At 40.0% G+C, this 13,254-nt stretch carries 24 protein-coding genes and 1 other RNA gene; 6 read left to right on the plus strand and 19 right to left on the minus strand.

The window, feature by feature from the left end:
• Positions 1-89: 89 nt before the first annotated feature.
• From Aba26S_RS00360 to Aba26S_RS00445, 19 genes are all read right to left on the minus strand, one after another.
• Complete coding sequence (locus tag Aba26S_RS00360) at positions 90-995, minus strand: nuclear transport factor 2 family protein (RefSeq protein ID WP_043969697.1); 906 nt, start codon at positions 993-995, stop codon at positions 90-92.
• Between the two features lie 382 nt (positions 996-1,377).
• On the minus strand, positions 1,378-1,827 hold the full coding sequence (locus Aba26S_RS00365; RefSeq protein ID WP_005274817.1) for a Mor transcription activator family protein: 450 nt from the start codon (positions 1,825-1,827) through the stop codon (positions 1,378-1,380).
• Positions 1,828-1,839: 12 nt separating this feature from the next.
• A complete protein-coding gene (locus Aba26S_RS00370) occupies positions 1,840-2,283 on the minus strand; it encodes a gp16 family protein (RefSeq protein ID WP_043969698.1) in 444 nt (147 codons plus the stop codon).
• The gene (locus tag Aba26S_RS00375; RefSeq protein WP_043969699.1) at positions 2,280-2,498 is read right to left on the minus strand and encodes a hypothetical protein; all 219 of its coding nucleotides are present in this window, start codon (positions 2,496-2,498) and stop codon (positions 2,280-2,282) included. The genes Aba26S_RS00370 and Aba26S_RS00375 overlap by 4 nt, the downstream gene beginning before the upstream one ends.
• Positions 2,498-2,725, minus strand: a complete 228-nt coding sequence (locus Aba26S_RS00380; RefSeq protein ID WP_043969700.1) for a hypothetical protein — start codon at positions 2,723-2,725, stop codon at positions 2,498-2,500. Before Aba26S_RS00380 ends, Aba26S_RS00375 begins: the two co-directional genes overlap by 1 nt.
• Entirely contained in the window at positions 2,722-3,447 is a 726-nt protein-coding gene (locus Aba26S_RS00385; protein WP_043969701.1) for a DUF2786 domain-containing protein, read from the minus strand. The genes Aba26S_RS00380 and Aba26S_RS00385 overlap by 4 nt, the downstream gene beginning before the upstream one ends.
• A gap of 58 nt (positions 3,448-3,505) precedes the next feature.
• Complete coding sequence (locus Aba26S_RS00390; RefSeq protein ID WP_151838114.1) at positions 3,506-3,772, minus strand: hypothetical protein; 267 nt, start codon at positions 3,770-3,772, stop codon at positions 3,506-3,508.
• Between the two features lie 4 nt (positions 3,773-3,776).
• An RNA gene (locus Aba26S_RS00395) (hammerhead ribozyme type II) lies at positions 3,777-3,845 on the minus strand.
• Complete coding sequence (locus Aba26S_RS00400) at positions 3,845-4,117, minus strand: HU family DNA-binding protein (protein ID WP_005274832.1); 273 nt, start codon at positions 4,115-4,117, stop codon at positions 3,845-3,847. The genes Aba26S_RS00395 and Aba26S_RS00400 overlap by 1 nt, the downstream gene beginning before the upstream one ends.
• Positions 4,118-4,123: 6 nt before the next feature.
• Positions 4,124-4,255: a hypothetical protein gene (locus Aba26S_RS21565; protein ID WP_265596971.1), complete on the minus strand. Its 132-nt coding sequence runs from the start codon at positions 4,253-4,255 to the stop codon at positions 4,124-4,126.
• A 10-nt stretch (positions 4,256-4,265) separates the two neighbouring features.
• The gene (locus tag Aba26S_RS00405) at positions 4,266-4,883 is read right to left on the minus strand and encodes a DUF3164 family protein (protein WP_043969703.1); all 618 of its coding nucleotides are present in this window, start codon (positions 4,881-4,883) and stop codon (positions 4,266-4,268) included.
• Positions 4,884-4,893: 10 nt separating this feature from the next.
• Positions 4,894-5,250 (minus strand): hypothetical protein, encoded by a 357-nt coding sequence (locus Aba26S_RS00410; RefSeq protein ID WP_043969704.1) that lies wholly within the window; start codon positions 5,248-5,250, stop codon positions 4,894-4,896.
• A complete protein-coding gene (locus tag Aba26S_RS21285; RefSeq protein ID WP_252322548.1) occupies positions 5,247-5,633 on the minus strand; it encodes a hypothetical protein in 387 nt (128 codons plus the stop codon). The genes Aba26S_RS00410 and Aba26S_RS21285 overlap by 4 nt, the downstream gene beginning before the upstream one ends.
• Before the next feature lie 4 nt (positions 5,634-5,637).
• Positions 5,638-5,850 carry a TraR/DksA C4-type zinc finger protein gene (locus Aba26S_RS00420; protein ID WP_043969705.1) on the minus strand — a complete coding sequence of 71 codons (213 nt, stop codon included), beginning with the start codon at positions 5,848-5,850 and terminating at the stop codon, positions 5,638-5,640.
• Between the two features lie 3 nt (positions 5,851-5,853).
• Positions 5,854-7,053: an ExeA family protein gene (locus Aba26S_RS00425; RefSeq protein ID WP_043969706.1), complete on the minus strand. Its 1,200-nt coding sequence runs from the start codon at positions 7,051-7,053 to the stop codon at positions 5,854-5,856.
• A gap of 2 nt (positions 7,054-7,055) precedes the next feature.
• Positions 7,056-8,798 (minus strand): DDE-type integrase/transposase/recombinase, encoded by a 1,743-nt coding sequence (locus tag Aba26S_RS00430; protein WP_043969707.1) that lies wholly within the window; start codon positions 8,796-8,798, stop codon positions 7,056-7,058.
• 2 nt (positions 8,799-8,800) lie between these two features.
• Positions 8,801-9,745: a hypothetical protein gene (locus tag Aba26S_RS00435; protein ID WP_043969708.1), complete on the minus strand. Its 945-nt coding sequence runs from the start codon at positions 9,743-9,745 to the stop codon at positions 8,801-8,803.
• 2 nt (positions 9,746-9,747) lie between these two features.
• The gene (locus tag Aba26S_RS00440; protein WP_043969709.1) at positions 9,748-10,062 is read right to left on the minus strand and encodes a helix-turn-helix domain-containing protein; all 315 of its coding nucleotides are present in this window, start codon (positions 10,060-10,062) and stop codon (positions 9,748-9,750) included.
• A 244-nt stretch (positions 10,063-10,306) separates the two neighbouring features.
• On the minus strand, positions 10,307-10,507 hold the full coding sequence (locus Aba26S_RS00445) for a DNA-binding protein (protein WP_005274857.1): 201 nt from the start codon (positions 10,505-10,507) through the stop codon (positions 10,307-10,309).
• Positions 10,508-10,606: 99 nt separating this feature from the next.
• Between Aba26S_RS00445 and Aba26S_RS00450 the strand changes: the two genes are divergently transcribed.
• The 6 genes from Aba26S_RS00450 (at position 10,607) to Aba26S_RS00475 (ending at position 13,251) form a co-directional block, all read left to right on the plus strand.
• A complete protein-coding gene (locus Aba26S_RS00450) occupies positions 10,607-11,266 on the plus strand; it encodes a LexA family transcriptional regulator (protein ID WP_043969711.1) in 660 nt (219 codons plus the stop codon).
• A gap of 20 nt (positions 11,267-11,286) precedes the next feature.
• Positions 11,287-11,619 (plus strand): hypothetical protein, encoded by a 333-nt coding sequence (locus Aba26S_RS00455; RefSeq protein ID WP_005274861.1) that lies wholly within the window; start codon positions 11,287-11,289, stop codon positions 11,617-11,619.
• 81 nt (positions 11,620-11,700) lie between these two features.
• Positions 11,701-12,201 carry a glycoside hydrolase family 108 protein gene (locus tag Aba26S_RS00460; RefSeq protein WP_043969712.1) on the plus strand — a complete coding sequence of 167 codons (501 nt, stop codon included), beginning with the start codon at positions 11,701-11,703 and terminating at the stop codon, positions 12,199-12,201.
• A complete protein-coding gene (locus Aba26S_RS00465; protein WP_043969713.1) occupies positions 12,198-12,647 on the plus strand; it encodes a hypothetical protein in 450 nt (149 codons plus the stop codon). The genes Aba26S_RS00460 and Aba26S_RS00465 overlap by 4 nt, the downstream gene beginning before the upstream one ends.
• Positions 12,647-12,952 carry a hypothetical protein gene (locus Aba26S_RS00470; RefSeq protein WP_043969714.1) on the plus strand — a complete coding sequence of 102 codons (306 nt, stop codon included), beginning with the start codon at positions 12,647-12,649 and terminating at the stop codon, positions 12,950-12,952. The genes Aba26S_RS00465 and Aba26S_RS00470 overlap by 1 nt, the downstream gene beginning before the upstream one ends.
• A 5-nt stretch (positions 12,953-12,957) precedes the next feature.
• On the plus strand, positions 12,958-13,251 hold the full coding sequence (locus Aba26S_RS00475) for a hypothetical protein (RefSeq protein WP_043969715.1): 294 nt from the start codon (positions 12,958-12,960) through the stop codon (positions 13,249-13,251).
• Positions 13,252-13,254 lie beyond the last annotated feature (3 nt).

The following is a 13,254-nucleotide window of genomic DNA, read 5'->3' on the forward strand; positions in this document are numbered from 1 at the left end:
ATGATTTAATTCCTGCGGATGAAACCTAAAAAGCCCAGATAATATGGGCCTTATTTAATCACATCGGTCTTCAACTAGATTTGATAAGTCTAGAACATGGTATTGCTATTTGCACTGTTTTCTGGAACAGCCTGATTGACATCCCAATGCTCTACGATCTTAGCATTCTCTACTCGGAAAATATCAAAGCCCGCATTTTCAGGTTCATTGCTCAATTTGCTGCGCAGTTGGACTGCAACCAGATCTCCTTCCGCAATCACGCGTTTAATTTGATACTTGGCAGCGGGGTCAGCTTGGAAGAGCTGTTCAAAGAAGGAAATAAAAGGCTCTCTACCATTTTCAATCCAAGGATTATGTTGAATGTAGTGATCTGCGAGATAGCGTTCAGAAAACTCTCTGACCTTATGTTGTTCAAATACACCTTTAACAAATGTAGTGACTAATGCCTTATTCTCACTAGTGTGTGCTGGAGAAGTCGCATGGTTCTTATTCCCATTGAACATGATCTCTGGATTGGCTGCTGTGCGTTCATTTTCAGGTACATCCTGATTCGTATCCCAATGTTCAACAATAACGCCATTCGCGATGCGAAAAAGATCAACTCCTGCATTGGTGGCGACCTCTGTATTGAGTTTGCTTCTTACATGTAAGAGTACAAGATCATCTTCTGCAATTATGCGTTCAATGCTGTATTCCGCATCAGGATGATCAGCAAGTTCTTTCTCAAAAAAGTCGACAAATGCTTGTCGTCCGTCTGGCAAGTAGGGATTGTGCTGAATATAATTTTCGGAAATATAACGATCCGAGAATTCTTTTACCTTTTTAGCTACAAATACACCTTCATAGAAGGTTTTAACAAGCGCTTTATTTTGCTCCAGTTGCTGCTGTTGGGGATGATTGGTGGTTTGTGGTTCACTATCCATTTTTGAATCGTCATTACAGCCACTAAGTGTGGTAGAAAACAGCAGGGTTATTAAAATAAAAACTTTCTTCATTGTTATCGATCCATGTTTATAGTTTGATTTTAAAGAATATGTTGAACCCATCTATACTGCTGAACAATAGCGACGTTCCTTTGTAAACTATTGTTAACCCAAAACATCGCATTTTATTGCTTCTAAAAAGAACCAAGCTCTGTTGATTTGATGAGGTAGAATTCTGAAGTGTTGTAAATAGGATATGATAATTTTAATGATAATTATTTGCATTTATATATAATACAAAGCAGATGTTTTTATGAGTACTAATATTATAACTAGAAAGGAATGTTGAGATAATTGTGGGATATTTAGGGATAGTCTGGGATTTGATGGGATGAGATTTGAAACGACGTTTCAGATTTTAGAAACGAGAAAGCGGATTGTTAGTCCGCTTTTTTTATTCATTGAATAGATCAAGATTGGGATCTTCCTGAACATTAAGCTTCTCTTCAGAGTTTACGATACTGCGAATTGTTCTAAGTGTCACGCTGAATTTGCGAGCCAGCTTTTCTTTTGACATGGTTGATGCTTGTTTACGGATCGCTCGGTTGCGCATTGCAACAGTAATAGGTGTACCCATTGGAATTTCAATGTGATTATTGCCAAGCTGATCTGAAAGCAACTGTAGATTACTAAAGCCTATCACCTGTGCAAGTTTAGAATTCACATTTAATGCCTGACGAACTGGAATATAGATTTTTGTACCACCAAAGCCATCAATTAAATTCAGTGCATTTTCGACCTTAATCAATCGTGCAATGAAAATGAAATTTTTAGGCATCAAGTTAATGATCTCATCGTCTGAGAAAACCTGTTGGGCATCTAGAATGTGTGGACGATAAGCCATGATCTATACCTCCTATGCTTCCAAAGTGACACGTTCAATGCCGCATCGTTTACACCATTGACGCAAATGATTGATAACCATATCTGCATTTTTACTGCTCAAAAACTGCAAAGCACTCACGTTCACTCGATTTTCAACAAACTTTGCCAGTGCTTTTTCGCTGCCGTCTCTGACTGCTCCAGCTTCATGCAGTTGAAGCCACAAATGTCGTATTAATTTGCTTTGTGCATCGCTGGCTAGGTTTTTAACACTTGTCTTATCTTTAGACTCAACGGCAAAGCCGAGTTGTTTTAAACGATCCAGCACAGCGTCAAGCTGTGCTAGGTTTAATTCTTTTGAACTGGTTTTACCCGTTGTACTGCTGAGAATGTCACGGTAAACATCATCATCAAGACCAAGCTTGGTCTTAGCTACATGAATAAGCTTGATCAAATTTAATTTTTTATTGAATTTCACTGAGCATTCTCCTTATTGAGAGTATCAACTCTCTCCGTAGTCATACTGTCTGGATTAATTCCTAGCATTTCGCAGAATTTAATAGATTTTGTGCGTCCAAATCTGAACAAACGATTTGCTACAACCCAATTTGGAGAGTCTTCGAATTCATCAATATTTATTCTTGCTGATTGAAAGGCATCTCTTGCCATCATCTCAAAGTTAAAAGTTTCCATCACCAGAACACTCCTTTAGCTGCATCAGCTAGTCCAATCAAAGCCAACGCTGCAAGACACAAAGATGATCCAGCTTTAAGACTATAAGCTTTACGTTCAAAAACAGTTTGACCAGTAATTTTTCGTGCTGACCAAGCTTTTTTTGCTTCAGTGCAGCAAGTCACCAAACCGATTCCAAAAACTGCAAACAAAGCCAATACGCTCAAGCAATTCATAAATTCTGTCATGAATTTGCTCCCAACTTTTCAAACTCTTGTCCACCATTCATGGCTTGATTGAGTTGAGCATCTTTACCAGCCTGACGGCCAGCATGTAAATCATTTTGATATCGGTCAGCATTGGTATTGGTTTTTTTATTTCGATCTTTTGCCTCACCATCTTTAATCTTGCGTTTGCTTTGAACGTATTCATCAATTTGATTTAATTTGTTTTCGTTCGGCTTTAGAGCAGAGACATGTTTTGTTGCCTCCAATACCCAACCTTCACAAAATAGATCTGCGCGTTTGATCTTATTGGTTTTGACTTTGACTCGACTTAATTGAGTCGAAATATAGTTAAGGCGTGACTTTTTTAGTTGGCGATACAAAACATCAAATGCGTATGCTGCAATCTCTGGAGCTGGATCAAATCCTATAAAAAGCCAACGATGTACTTTCTTAAATCCCAGTTGTGCAGTGATCTGAATGTCATGGTTTAGCAAGACTTTGCAATCCATGATTTTCGCTATTGAATTTGCAAGTACAGCCTCAAAAACTGTTGGTGTTTTAGAGCCACTTCCAGTTATAAATGCTTCTTGAATGCCGAGAAGTTCGGCATCATCTGCATCAATATTATATTTTTCCATCAATGCTTGAGCTTGGCGTAAAGCTGTGGCAGCTTCATGTTGATTGGCAGATTTGCTCAGAGCCAAGCACTTTTTGATTTTTTCGATTACTTCTGTCTTATTCATGAAATCTCTCCAATACTAATTACAATTTCAGGTGGTAAATTTTCTAAATCTTCAAGTGTCACCATAGGTAACCAGCTCCGTAGTCATTCATTTTTATTACATGTTCATCAGTCTCAGGATTCGATTCAGCTCCTAAAGTTTCAGAACGGCCTTCTGGTAATAGATTAAGAGGGCTAATTGATCCAGCAGAGTGAATGGTGCAGTCCTTTAGCACCTCTTTTTGCAAGGCATCTGCTACATCTTTATGCACCAGCTTATTTGGGAAAATGACTGGTATAAGCTCAACTAAATCGTTAATTTCTTTCCTAAACATGATGTATTTCATAATTTCCTCGCTGCTCGTCAGTACTGGATCACGACATCCAGCAGACACAGGCACTAATGCCTGTGTTTCGCTTTAATTCACCGCATCCTTTAAACCTTTGCCAGCTTTGAAAGTAGGTACTTTTGAGGCAGCAATTTGAATTTCTTCACCAGTCGCTGGATTGCGGCCAGTACGCGCAGCGCGATCAGTGACTTTGAATGTTCCAAAGCCAGTGAGTGTGACTTGACCACCACTTGCCAAGGTATCAATGACACCTGTTTCTACTGCCTGAAGAGCAGCTGTTGCTTGAGTTTTTGAAATACCAGCTGATGCTGAGATATGGTTGATAAGTTCTGATTTATTCATGGTGTATTAACCTTTTAAGTGAGTTGAACAAGCTGTCAGAATTGCAAAAAGCACATATAAAAATTCTGGCAAGCCTGATGTGTGTAAACTTCCTGCGATAAATCCACAGGTAACAATTGCAATAGAAAGTTCTTTCATTGCTAAGCCTTTAAATGGATGCGATATCGAGTGATAGTGGTAAGTAGCCACCAGTTGCATCATCACGCTTGTAAAAACGTATGTAGGCTTTGCTGCCAATAATGTTGATGCTGTCTGAAATGGCTTGCATTGCTTGCTTCCATTTCGGGTGGTTGATTTCGATTTTTTTAAGACCTAGTACTTTTGTTGTGCTGATTTCTCCCTTTTTGTCCACGTTAAATGCGTTATTGATGATGACCTTGATTTCATCGCGGCTGCCTTCAGTCCATTCCTCAAGACACTCATCAATCAATTCTTTTGCAGCTTGCAGACGTTCATCAAAGTTGATGTTCTGTGCAATATTGCGTTGAATTTTTAGGCGTCCGTCATAGCTCATAAGAGTGACATTGCCTTTATTGCCTCCAACAGTTACCCCATATTGGTCTGATGAAATTGCGCAAAACTGAGCAACATCTTCAAAACTTTGAATTTTGCAAGCCTTCAAAAGTTCATGTATTTCATTCACTTTTTCAAATAGCTTGCGAACTGTTTGATCGCGCAATTTGTCAATTTCTTTGACGTTGGCTTCAGGTACTAATGCACCTTGTGTGTTTTCCCAGTAACCTTCGGGAATAGTGTGAATGGTCATTGTGTAGCTCCTAAAGTAAGTGGCTTACTTGCTTGTAACGTGAAATATGTTCTTGTAATGCTTCGACGGAAATATTGCTGTAAAGGCAATTCGGAGTTAGATAGGTAATGCGGTTGAAACCTTTATGTTTCGCTCTTTGGAGTTCTACTTCTGCTGCATTGATACCGCCAAGGCAGATCACTGCCATACTTCTAACAACAGGGATTTGCTTTGTGCGAATCATTCTGTGAATCGCAGCTAAAACACCGCTTCTTGAGCGATTGGTTGCAGCAGCAATGTCGGCTGAAGCCTTTCCTGCGAGATACATCGTTTTGAGTAGATCAAGCTCTTTATTAGTAAAAGGTTTGTTATGTCTGAGAGCTGTCATTTCGATGCTCCTTGAGCTGCTGCACACATTGCTTTAAAAACACGACATGCTGAAAAACCTGCGCCAGCTTCCATACCAGCTCTTTCCATTGATGCATCAGGTTGCTTGGGAACAAGGACATAGTCACCACTAAGCAACTTGTCTAAATCTTTAATAAAGTTATATCTCTTGGTTGGTCTTAATTCGATAAGCCAATCTTCATAAGCTTGTTGAACAGTCGAAATTGCAAATTTCTCATTGTTCATTTCAAAGATTTCCATAATTGGAAACTGAGAGTTCAACACCTCAAAAGTTGAAGTTGTTGCAAACTGAATTTTGAATCTTTCAAGGCGGTAAGATGTACGTGCAGCTATGCCTTTTTCTACTGGACTAATTGTTCCCATAGGTCTATCCTCGGAAATGTTTTTGTTTTGCTTCGAGTGCAGTCTGGCAATCAATACATAAAGTCACGCTGCCAAGTCTGCGTCGTTGTTCAGGAATTTCTGTGCCGCATTCTTCGCAATCGAAGTAGCTTGTAAATTCCACTCGCTTTGCATTCTGCAAAGCATGGTCTAAATCTGTTTGAGCAATGTCTGCTGCTACATCTGCAAAATCAGCCATGATTTACACTCCCATAATCACGTGGCGATCAATCACGGGTACATGCAACTCAGCAGCTGCATTCATCGCACCAGTGATTAAGTTGCCAACTGCGAGTGGATAAAGAAGAGAGCGTGTGGTTTTACCAGAACCATCGACTTGCACCAGACGTTCAACAATCGCATCCACACCGTCATCGGTGATGATGTCTGAAAGCTTCTTATTTATTGATTGAGCACGGTGTTGGAGATATTGCTCAAGTCCACTTGGTGTAAGTGGTGAAAGCGTGATGTTCTCACAGCGTTGTACAACCTCACGGATTTGTGGGTTACGTTCGCTTAGCTTGATTGCTAATTCTGTTTGACCAATCAAAATGATAGAAAGCAGGTTTTTGAATCCGCTTTTAAGTTCAAAAAAGCGCTTCAAGTGTTTTAGTGTTGGGATCGGTAAACTATGTGCCTCTTCAATCAAAATAACGTGACTGTTACCACCATCAGCCGAAGCTTTTAACAATTGGTGTACTTGACGAAAGCGGCCTTCAGCAGATTGCTTTGGCTTTTCTTGCCCCATGCTAATCGTGTTAATAATCGCCTCAGCGATGTGGGCGGACTTTAAGGTTTTGCCTTTAATATCGTTGTCTTCAGCTGCAATGACATAAGGCTCAATTAAAATAATCGACAAATGCTCTCGTACAATTCGATCTTCAAGGTCAAGGCGCAAGGTGGTTTTACCTGAACCCGACTCACCAGAAACTGCAATAAAACCGCCGTGTTTTGCTGTCTGATACATAGCTTGACGAACATAATTGATGTCGTCGTTAATGAAGAGTTGGTCTTGTGACTGCACATCACCAACAAAAGGATTAGTAAACAAACCGAACTGTTTTTTGGCTTGATGAGTCAGTGATTGTTTAGCGAGTAACATGATTTCTTCCTCTACAGGTTCAATTTTTTTAGTTTCAATATGGGCTTGGTGTTGAAGCGGAACTGGGTGCATTGCTTTGAGTAAATTGAAAGCAGCTGTGATGCTTGATTGATCAATATGTTTTTCGAGCAACACTTTTGTGATGATTGCTTCAGCATCTTTTTGCTTTGGGAATAAACCTTTCAAAACAAGTTGATTGAGACCAGCTGTACTCATGCCGACGATCTTCGAAAACTCACTTTGGCTGTGGCCTGTATCCTCAATCAGTTGTTTTAGGGTTTTGATGCTTACTTTAGACATGATCATTCCCCCACAACTTTGAGCGTATGACGCTTATTCTTGTTTCTGATTTCATTAATGATTTCTCGTATGTCATCCGCTGGCACAGAGCCATTTGGATATCTTTGTTGGAGTAGCTGATATGTTTCAGCCGTGTAAAGTTCACCTAGCAATCCACGCAATTCGCTAGCTGCTTCAAAAATGGTTACTGGTGCTGAAATACGACGCTGGTTTTGAGTAGTAAGTTGCTCACCAGCTCGCTTGATATAGGTAGGAACTTCGATAGCATCGACATCAGCCATCGCATTAAGTGAACCTGCATAAGCTGTTTGTTTTTTTGCTATTGCTTTATCAACTTGTTCGAGAGTGTCAGCGTTATATGCATTTTTAAGAATGCTTTTGCGCTTAGCATCAATTTTGCTTTGCGGCATGGCTGCTGGTGTTTCACCAATGACCGTTGCATCCAAACTAAAGCCGACCCAATCTCTCTGCATCGGTTCACATGTATAAGCAATTTCTTCACCATGCTGGTTGATCATCAGTACATCAACGCAGGGTGCACGATACGGATTAACAACCACCTTGAGTTTTGCTTTTACATATACACCGCCGATATGTCGCACATCATAGTCATGCGATCCATAGCCTTTGATAGCGTATGAAATAGTCAAGTTTCCAGTTACTGTACGTTCGACAGCTGTGGTCGTTAGCAATTCCTTACATAGTTCTAATGGTGGTGCAATTCGTAGTTGCTGAGTCGATATTGTTTGCCAAACTGCATTGCGAGAGCGACCTGTTCGGCTATGAGTTTTGGTTTCATTCCACATCATTCGCCATTTAGCCGCAGTTGCATTGAGCTGGTCTAAATTGTCAATTTTGATAAAACGTAAACGTCCTTCAAACTGAGTTTCGACTATATTGTTGCCATTTTCGACTTGACCTTTTGCACGTGAGTTACCAGCCGAATGAGGAATGAAAGTTACATCTAGACGTTCAAGTAAATTTTTGAAAAGTCCTGAAGTGTTGGCACAACCTTTGTCTGTATAAAGGATATAAGGCACACCATGCAGAGGTTCTTGTGCTGAACGTTTCAGAATGCAATTCAAGAAAATTTCAGTTAAGTTTTCAGAACTTTCGCTACCGTAAACGTATTCCACATAAATTGAGCCGCTAAAGTGATCTGTGATCACGTAACGAATTACACGGTCATTTTCAATTTTCTTAACGTTCGCTGGCTTGTTCTTGTAGAACTTCTTTTCATCCATGACTTGCATACCACCACGTGGGACGTAGAACAAAACACAGACTGAAGCATCAACTTGCCAGACGTGGTTTGGATGCAATGATTTTTGTTGAATGTGTGCTGTTGGAGTTGCAAGCTGTTTAGGATGGCACATGTGGTTCTTCATCACACGTGCAACAGTTGCAGCCGATACGTTGGGCGCTTGGCCATCCGCTACCAGAATTTCTAGCGCAGTGGTCACAGGTAAAGTTTTCTTCCCGTTGGCACGTGTTGCAACATGTACCATGCCGCCAATCTTTTCAGCTACATCGACAGGTACTATTGACTTGCCTTTATCAGAGCGCTGTTTGCGTCCAGATGTATATCCAACAGTTTCTAATTCTCGATAAAGTTGGGCATTGCTAATGTTCAAGTACTCACATGCAGTAGCGACAATTTTCCCCTTCATGCCATGACCAGCATTTTGAAGCTTTGTCGCTACTTCGCGTAGATAGTCCTGAATTGCAATTTCTGGGGTTGTCATGGTTACTGCTCCGTTTGAGTTTCGACTTCAAGAGCAGCTACGGGTTGAACGTCAGTAAGTGAATCTGCTAACCATTCTGGTGTAACCATTTCTTCAAAGTTAATTTGAATACCGAACTCAACAGACGTTTGTGCAATCTGTTGAAATGCTGCAATGACATTTCCTTCAAGTGATTGTTGGATGTCATATAGCTCATGAGTCTCGATGGCTTGAATCACATCATTGATTTGGTTTCTAAAACGCGCAGTAGCGTTGTGCATAACCTGACATGCATCGTGTAGAGTTTTAATTGCAGAGGCTGCAAACTGATCACGTTCAGATTCAGCACGTTTCTGAATCTCAGCTGGGCTTTCAAGCTTAGTGAGCTTGCTATCCATTTCATTTAATTTTTGATCTTTCTTTTGCAAAATTTGATCTTTGGCTTGATCATTAGATTCAAGCTCGGCAATTCTTGCATCACGTGTTGCTTTTTCTTGGGCATGTTTTGCTGACAACTCTTCGATTAGATCAATCAAGCTTTCACGGTCTTCATTTTTGATAGCTTCACCATTGATTAAGACTTCACGATCTGAATCTGGGAGCTTGCGAAGTTTTCGCAAATCGCGGTAACCCAAACCCATGCGTTGGCTGGTTTCCAAGAAGTCTTCGCCGAAAGTTGAAAGGTTCAGGATGTCTTGGTCTACTTTTTCACGGCTCATCCCTAAGTGCTGACAGAACTCTTCAAAAGTGGTAACTGTTACCAGTTTCCCAACACTATTAACTAGCTTTAAACCTTTGTATTGTTTAGATTCTTTAATTTCGGCTAGAAGTTTGATTTCGGTAACGGTTACCAGTTTTTTGAAAAATGCTGTTGCTTTAATAGCACCAAGTTTTTCAGAAAGTTGAATCTGTTCAACTGATACCGTTTGCTCCAATTGAGCGAGTTGATTTTGAGTAACTTCAGTCATTTTTAAGACCCTGAATTAATTTGTTTGACACCAGCAAAAACTCGCTGAACGTGTTCTGATAATCGGCCTTGAGCCTTTTCAATCTCTTGAGTGTGAGCGTGTGCAATGGCTACAAGACGATTGCCTAGTGCATACGAACCATCATCCAATTGCTGAGCTAGGCCTTTTGCAATTAGCGTCTGTAATGCTCTGGTGATTTGTGCTGGCGACTCATCTAGCTGCTTTGCCAGTTCTTGATTAGTCACTCCAGACAAGCTGTGGCCTGTTAAAGCAATTAAGACTTGTAGAACTTTTTCTGCTGATTTAACGATGCTCATCGGATATCGACCTCTTTAATCGTTTGAATATTTATGCAAGTCATTCATAGAGACCTCAGAGAGCGCTTTGTATTTGATTGATATGATTTCTTTTCGCAAAATCTTGTTGTCTAATTCCGCTGTGAACCAACCGAAATATCCTAGACAGACCAAAAAGACGCCCATAAAAACTAAAAAGTGATTTTCTTGATTTTTTTTCATCTCTTTCCCTATGTGCAAAATTGTGCAAGAATGTGCGAAGTAACTAAACGGTGACTTTTGGTTGTGGTTTTAAACCGAGTGCAACAGCGATTTTATGAGCACGACCATAGTTTCCTTTAGATTGTCCGTTCAGAACTTTGTAGACTTCTTGAGATGTGAAACCATTAGTTTCCGCCCAAGTCGAAACAGGAATGCCGTTATCTACGAACTCTTTCTTTACCTGTTCTGGAGTTTTAAGGTGCATATTTAGTTTCCTTGTGTGGCTTAAATAGAATTAAGTAGAACCATATCGGATACATTAGTAACTAAAGCGTTACCTGTCAATATATTTGGAGTGTTTTTTGTGACTATTGGAGCAAGACTTAAAGAAGAACGCGAGAGATTGGGTTATACGCAACCAGCTTTTGCCGAATTAGTAGGCACAACCAAGAAAAGTCAGATTGACTATGAGAAGGATTCGACACAACCGAAAGCTAGTTATTTAGCAGGAATCGCTGATATTGGTGCTGATATTCTTTATATAGTCACAGGAATTAGACTTATCGAGAAGAAAAAGGAACAAAAAGGTGACTTTTTAGATGAGTTCGATTTGGTGAATGTTTTTGATGTTGATATATCCGCTGGTCATGGTTCTATTTGTAGTGGTGATGCTAAACCTATAAGTCGACTAGCTTTCAGAAAAGATTGGTTATCAAAACATGGGCTTTATGCAAAAGACCTTTTGATTGTTTATGCCAAGGGAGATTCAATGCTCCCTACAATTCAAGATAAAGAAAAATTGCTTGTTAATTCAGCTGATAAAGAATTGACTGATGGATTTATTTATGTGATTCGTAATCATGAGAATTATTGGGTTAAGCGTGTACAGCGGCAATTCGATGGGTCGTTGCTTTTAATCTCTGATAATAAAATGTATCCACCGATGCAACTCGATTTGAATGATGCCAATGATGTTGAGATTATTGGTAGATGGATACCACCAAGTCGTGCAACTTTTTACTAAAACTGTAAGGGGAAAAGAAAATGAAAAAAGTAATTTTAGTTTCAGTACTAATGGGCATTGTTTTGAGTAGCGGTTGTTCATTCACAAAAAAACTGCCTGATTGCGCTGATCCTCAAGCTGTCGGTATCTTAAAAAAAGCAATTACAGATACGCCAGCTTTTAAACTTTTGGGTCTTTCCGAGGTATCAATTGCAGATATTAGTGAAAGACCTTCCTCTACAGCAGATAAAAAAATCTGTAGAGGAAGTATAAATCTAGGTGAACATGTCGGATCGCAAGTAATCTATTACTCTATTGATTGGCAAAACAAGGATAAAGGCGAATTTTGGGTTCAAACAATCCAAGGTGAATAAAATAAACGGAAGCCTTTCCGCCTAATATAAAAGGCAGCAAAATCACAAACTAGCCTCATCATTTGATGAGGTTTTTTTGTTGTGGCTAAAACATTTCAAGATGCTCTAAAACGAGTGCTCAAGCATGAGGGTGGATATGTAAACCATCCATCCGATCCTGGAGGTGAAACCAATTACGGTATCACCAAAGCAACAGCTCAAAACTATGGCTACAAAGGCTCCATGAAAGACATCCCAATGGATGTTGTAGAGCGTATCTATAAAAATCAATTTTGGGATGCTTTGGATTGTGACAACTTTCCATATTCTTTTGCATTTCAATATTTCGATGCTGGTGTGAATCATGGCTTGGGCAACGCCCGAAAGATTTTGCAACGTGCTCTTGGTGTCAAAGATGACGGCATTATTGGCTCGATTACTCTAAACGAAATACGTAAACAGCCACAGTTCGCGTTGATCAATCTATTCAATGCTGAACGTATTCAATTTTATACACGTATCAAAACCTTTAGCACATTTGGTAAAGGCTGGATGAGCCGTGTCTCTGGCAATCTTAAATATGCTGCGGATGATATGCGATGAAAAAAACACAATTTAAACGTCCACGTAATCTTGTACCTTCAGCAAGCACTATTGGCACAATCGCTGTCGTTACTGAGAAAGTAGAACAGCCTGTAGTAGAAAATCCTGAAACGGTTAGCGAGTTAAAACAAAAACTCTTGGATCAAGCTAAACGCCATCAAAAACGCGTTGAAGAACTCCAAACTGAACTTGCCAACAAAGATCAAATATTAAAACCATTACTGGGAGTATCGGACTCTCATGCAGGCTTCTTAGTTAAGAACTGGCACACCTTTTGGAAGTGGTTATCTACTTGGGCATTTGCAGCAATTGGTTATGTCTCATTGTATGGCGTGCCACCAGAAATCATCGCATTAGTTCCTGAAGCCTCACAAAGTAAAGTCACAGCAGGTCTTGCTTTGCTTGGTTTTGCAGGTCGCTTTATTAATCAAAGCAGAGGGAAATAATGCCATCCAGCTATATTGGTATAACTATTACTTTAATCAGTTTTCTCTTTAACTTTGGTCTTGCTGCCTATGTCTATATTTCAAATCGACAGGCAGCAAAAGACAAAGAGTTACAAGAGACTAAAGAGCGATTAAGTCGATTAGAGGAACGTGTCAGCAACATGCCTGATCATAAAGTGATTAGCGATATGGCTGGTGATATGAAAGCCCTTAAAGAATCTGTAGCGGGGTTAAAAGAAGTTATAGCCCCTTTAGCTAAATCAGTGGATCGTGTGAATGACTATCTGCTGCACCACAAGGATTAATAATTATGAGTTTTGAGAATCAACTTAAAGAAGAAATGCGACTTGTATTATTGCGCTTGCTAAATGAGCTGCCGTCATATCGAGGCAATAGCTCCACTTTACATGGAGGCTTACACAATTGGGGACTAAGCTTTAGTCGTGATCAAGTTAAGACCGAGCTTTATTGGCTGAAAGAACAAGGCTGCGTTGAAGTTGAAATGGACAGCTCTGCTGTAGTGGTTGTGAAGCTGACTGAGCGTGGTCAAGACGTAGTTGAAAGCCGAACGCGCATTCATGGTATTAAACGTCCTTCTGCATAGGAG

Source organism: Acinetobacter sp. NBRC 110496 (assembly GCF_000876115.1).
In the GTDB taxonomy this organism is placed as follows: Bacteria; Pseudomonadota; Gammaproteobacteria; order Pseudomonadales; family Moraxellaceae; genus Acinetobacter.

Excerpts from the sequence above, each read along its gene's own strand:
- Aba26S_RS00470 (WP_043969714.1), top strand. The coding sequence starts at position 12,647 with ATGCCATCCAGCTATATTGGTATAACTATTACTTTAATCAGTTTTCTC.
- Aba26S_RS21285 (WP_252322548.1), bottom strand. The coding sequence starts at position 5,633 with ATGGGAACAATTAGTCCAGTAGAAAAAGGCATAGCTGCACGTACATCT.
- Aba26S_RS00455 (WP_005274861.1), top strand. The coding sequence starts at position 11,287 with ATGAAAAAAGTAATTTTAGTTTCAGTACTAATGGGCATTGTTTTGAGT.
- Aba26S_RS00425 (WP_043969706.1), bottom strand. The coding sequence starts at position 7,053 with ATGTCTAAAGTAAGCATCAAAACCCTAAAACAACTGATTGAGGATACA.
- Aba26S_RS00420 (WP_043969705.1), bottom strand. The coding sequence starts at position 5,850 with ATGGCTGATTTTGCAGATGTAGCAGCAGACATTGCTCAAACAGATTTA.
- Aba26S_RS00410 (WP_043969704.1), bottom strand. The coding sequence starts at position 5,250 with ATGACAGCTCTCAGACATAACAAACCTTTTACTAATAAAGAGCTTGAT.
- Aba26S_RS00435 (WP_043969708.1), bottom strand. The coding sequence starts at position 9,745 with ATGACTGAAGTTACTCAAAATCAACTCGCTCAATTGGAGCAAACGGTA.
- Aba26S_RS00465 (WP_043969713.1), top strand. The coding sequence starts at position 12,198 with ATGAAAAAAACACAATTTAAACGTCCACGTAATCTTGTACCTTCAGCA.
- Aba26S_RS00440 (WP_043969709.1), bottom strand. The coding sequence starts at position 10,062 with ATGAGCATCGTTAAATCAGCAGAAAAAGTTCTACAAGTCTTAATTGCT.
- Aba26S_RS00390 (WP_151838114.1), bottom strand. The coding sequence starts at position 3,772 with ATGAAATACATCATGTTTAGGAAAGAAATTAACGATTTAGTTGAGCTT.
- Aba26S_RS00475 (WP_043969715.1), top strand. The coding sequence starts at position 12,958 with ATGAGTTTTGAGAATCAACTTAAAGAAGAAATGCGACTTGTATTATTG.
- Aba26S_RS00445 (WP_005274857.1), bottom strand. The coding sequence starts at position 10,507 with ATGCACCTTAAAACTCCAGAACAGGTAAAGAAAGAGTTCGTAGATAAC.
- Aba26S_RS21565 (WP_265596971.1), bottom strand. The coding sequence starts at position 4,255 with ATGAAAGAACTTTCTATTGCAATTGTTACCTGTGGATTTATCGCAGGA.
- Aba26S_RS00385 (WP_043969701.1), bottom strand. The coding sequence starts at position 3,447 with ATGAATAAGACAGAAGTAATCGAAAAAATCAAAAAGTGCTTGGCTCTG.
- Aba26S_RS00380 (WP_043969700.1), bottom strand. The coding sequence starts at position 2,725 with ATGACAGAATTTATGAATTGCTTGAGCGTATTGGCTTTGTTTGCAGTT.
- Aba26S_RS00360 (WP_043969697.1), bottom strand. The coding sequence starts at position 995 with ATGAAGAAAGTTTTTATTTTAATAACCCTGCTGTTTTCTACCACACTT.
- Aba26S_RS00400 (WP_005274832.1), bottom strand. The coding sequence starts at position 4,117 with ATGAATAAATCAGAACTTATCAACCATATCTCAGCATCAGCTGGTATT.
- Aba26S_RS00405 (WP_043969703.1), bottom strand. The coding sequence starts at position 4,883 with ATGACCATTCACACTATTCCCGAAGGTTACTGGGAAAACACACAAGGT.
- Aba26S_RS00430 (WP_043969707.1), bottom strand. The coding sequence starts at position 8,798 with ATGACAACCCCAGAAATTGCAATTCAGGACTATCTACGCGAAGTAGCG.
- Aba26S_RS00365 (WP_005274817.1), bottom strand. The coding sequence starts at position 1,827 with ATGGCTTATCGTCCACACATTCTAGATGCCCAACAGGTTTTCTCAGAC.
- Aba26S_RS00375 (WP_043969699.1), bottom strand. The coding sequence starts at position 2,498 with ATGGAAACTTTTAACTTTGAGATGATGGCAAGAGATGCCTTTCAATCA.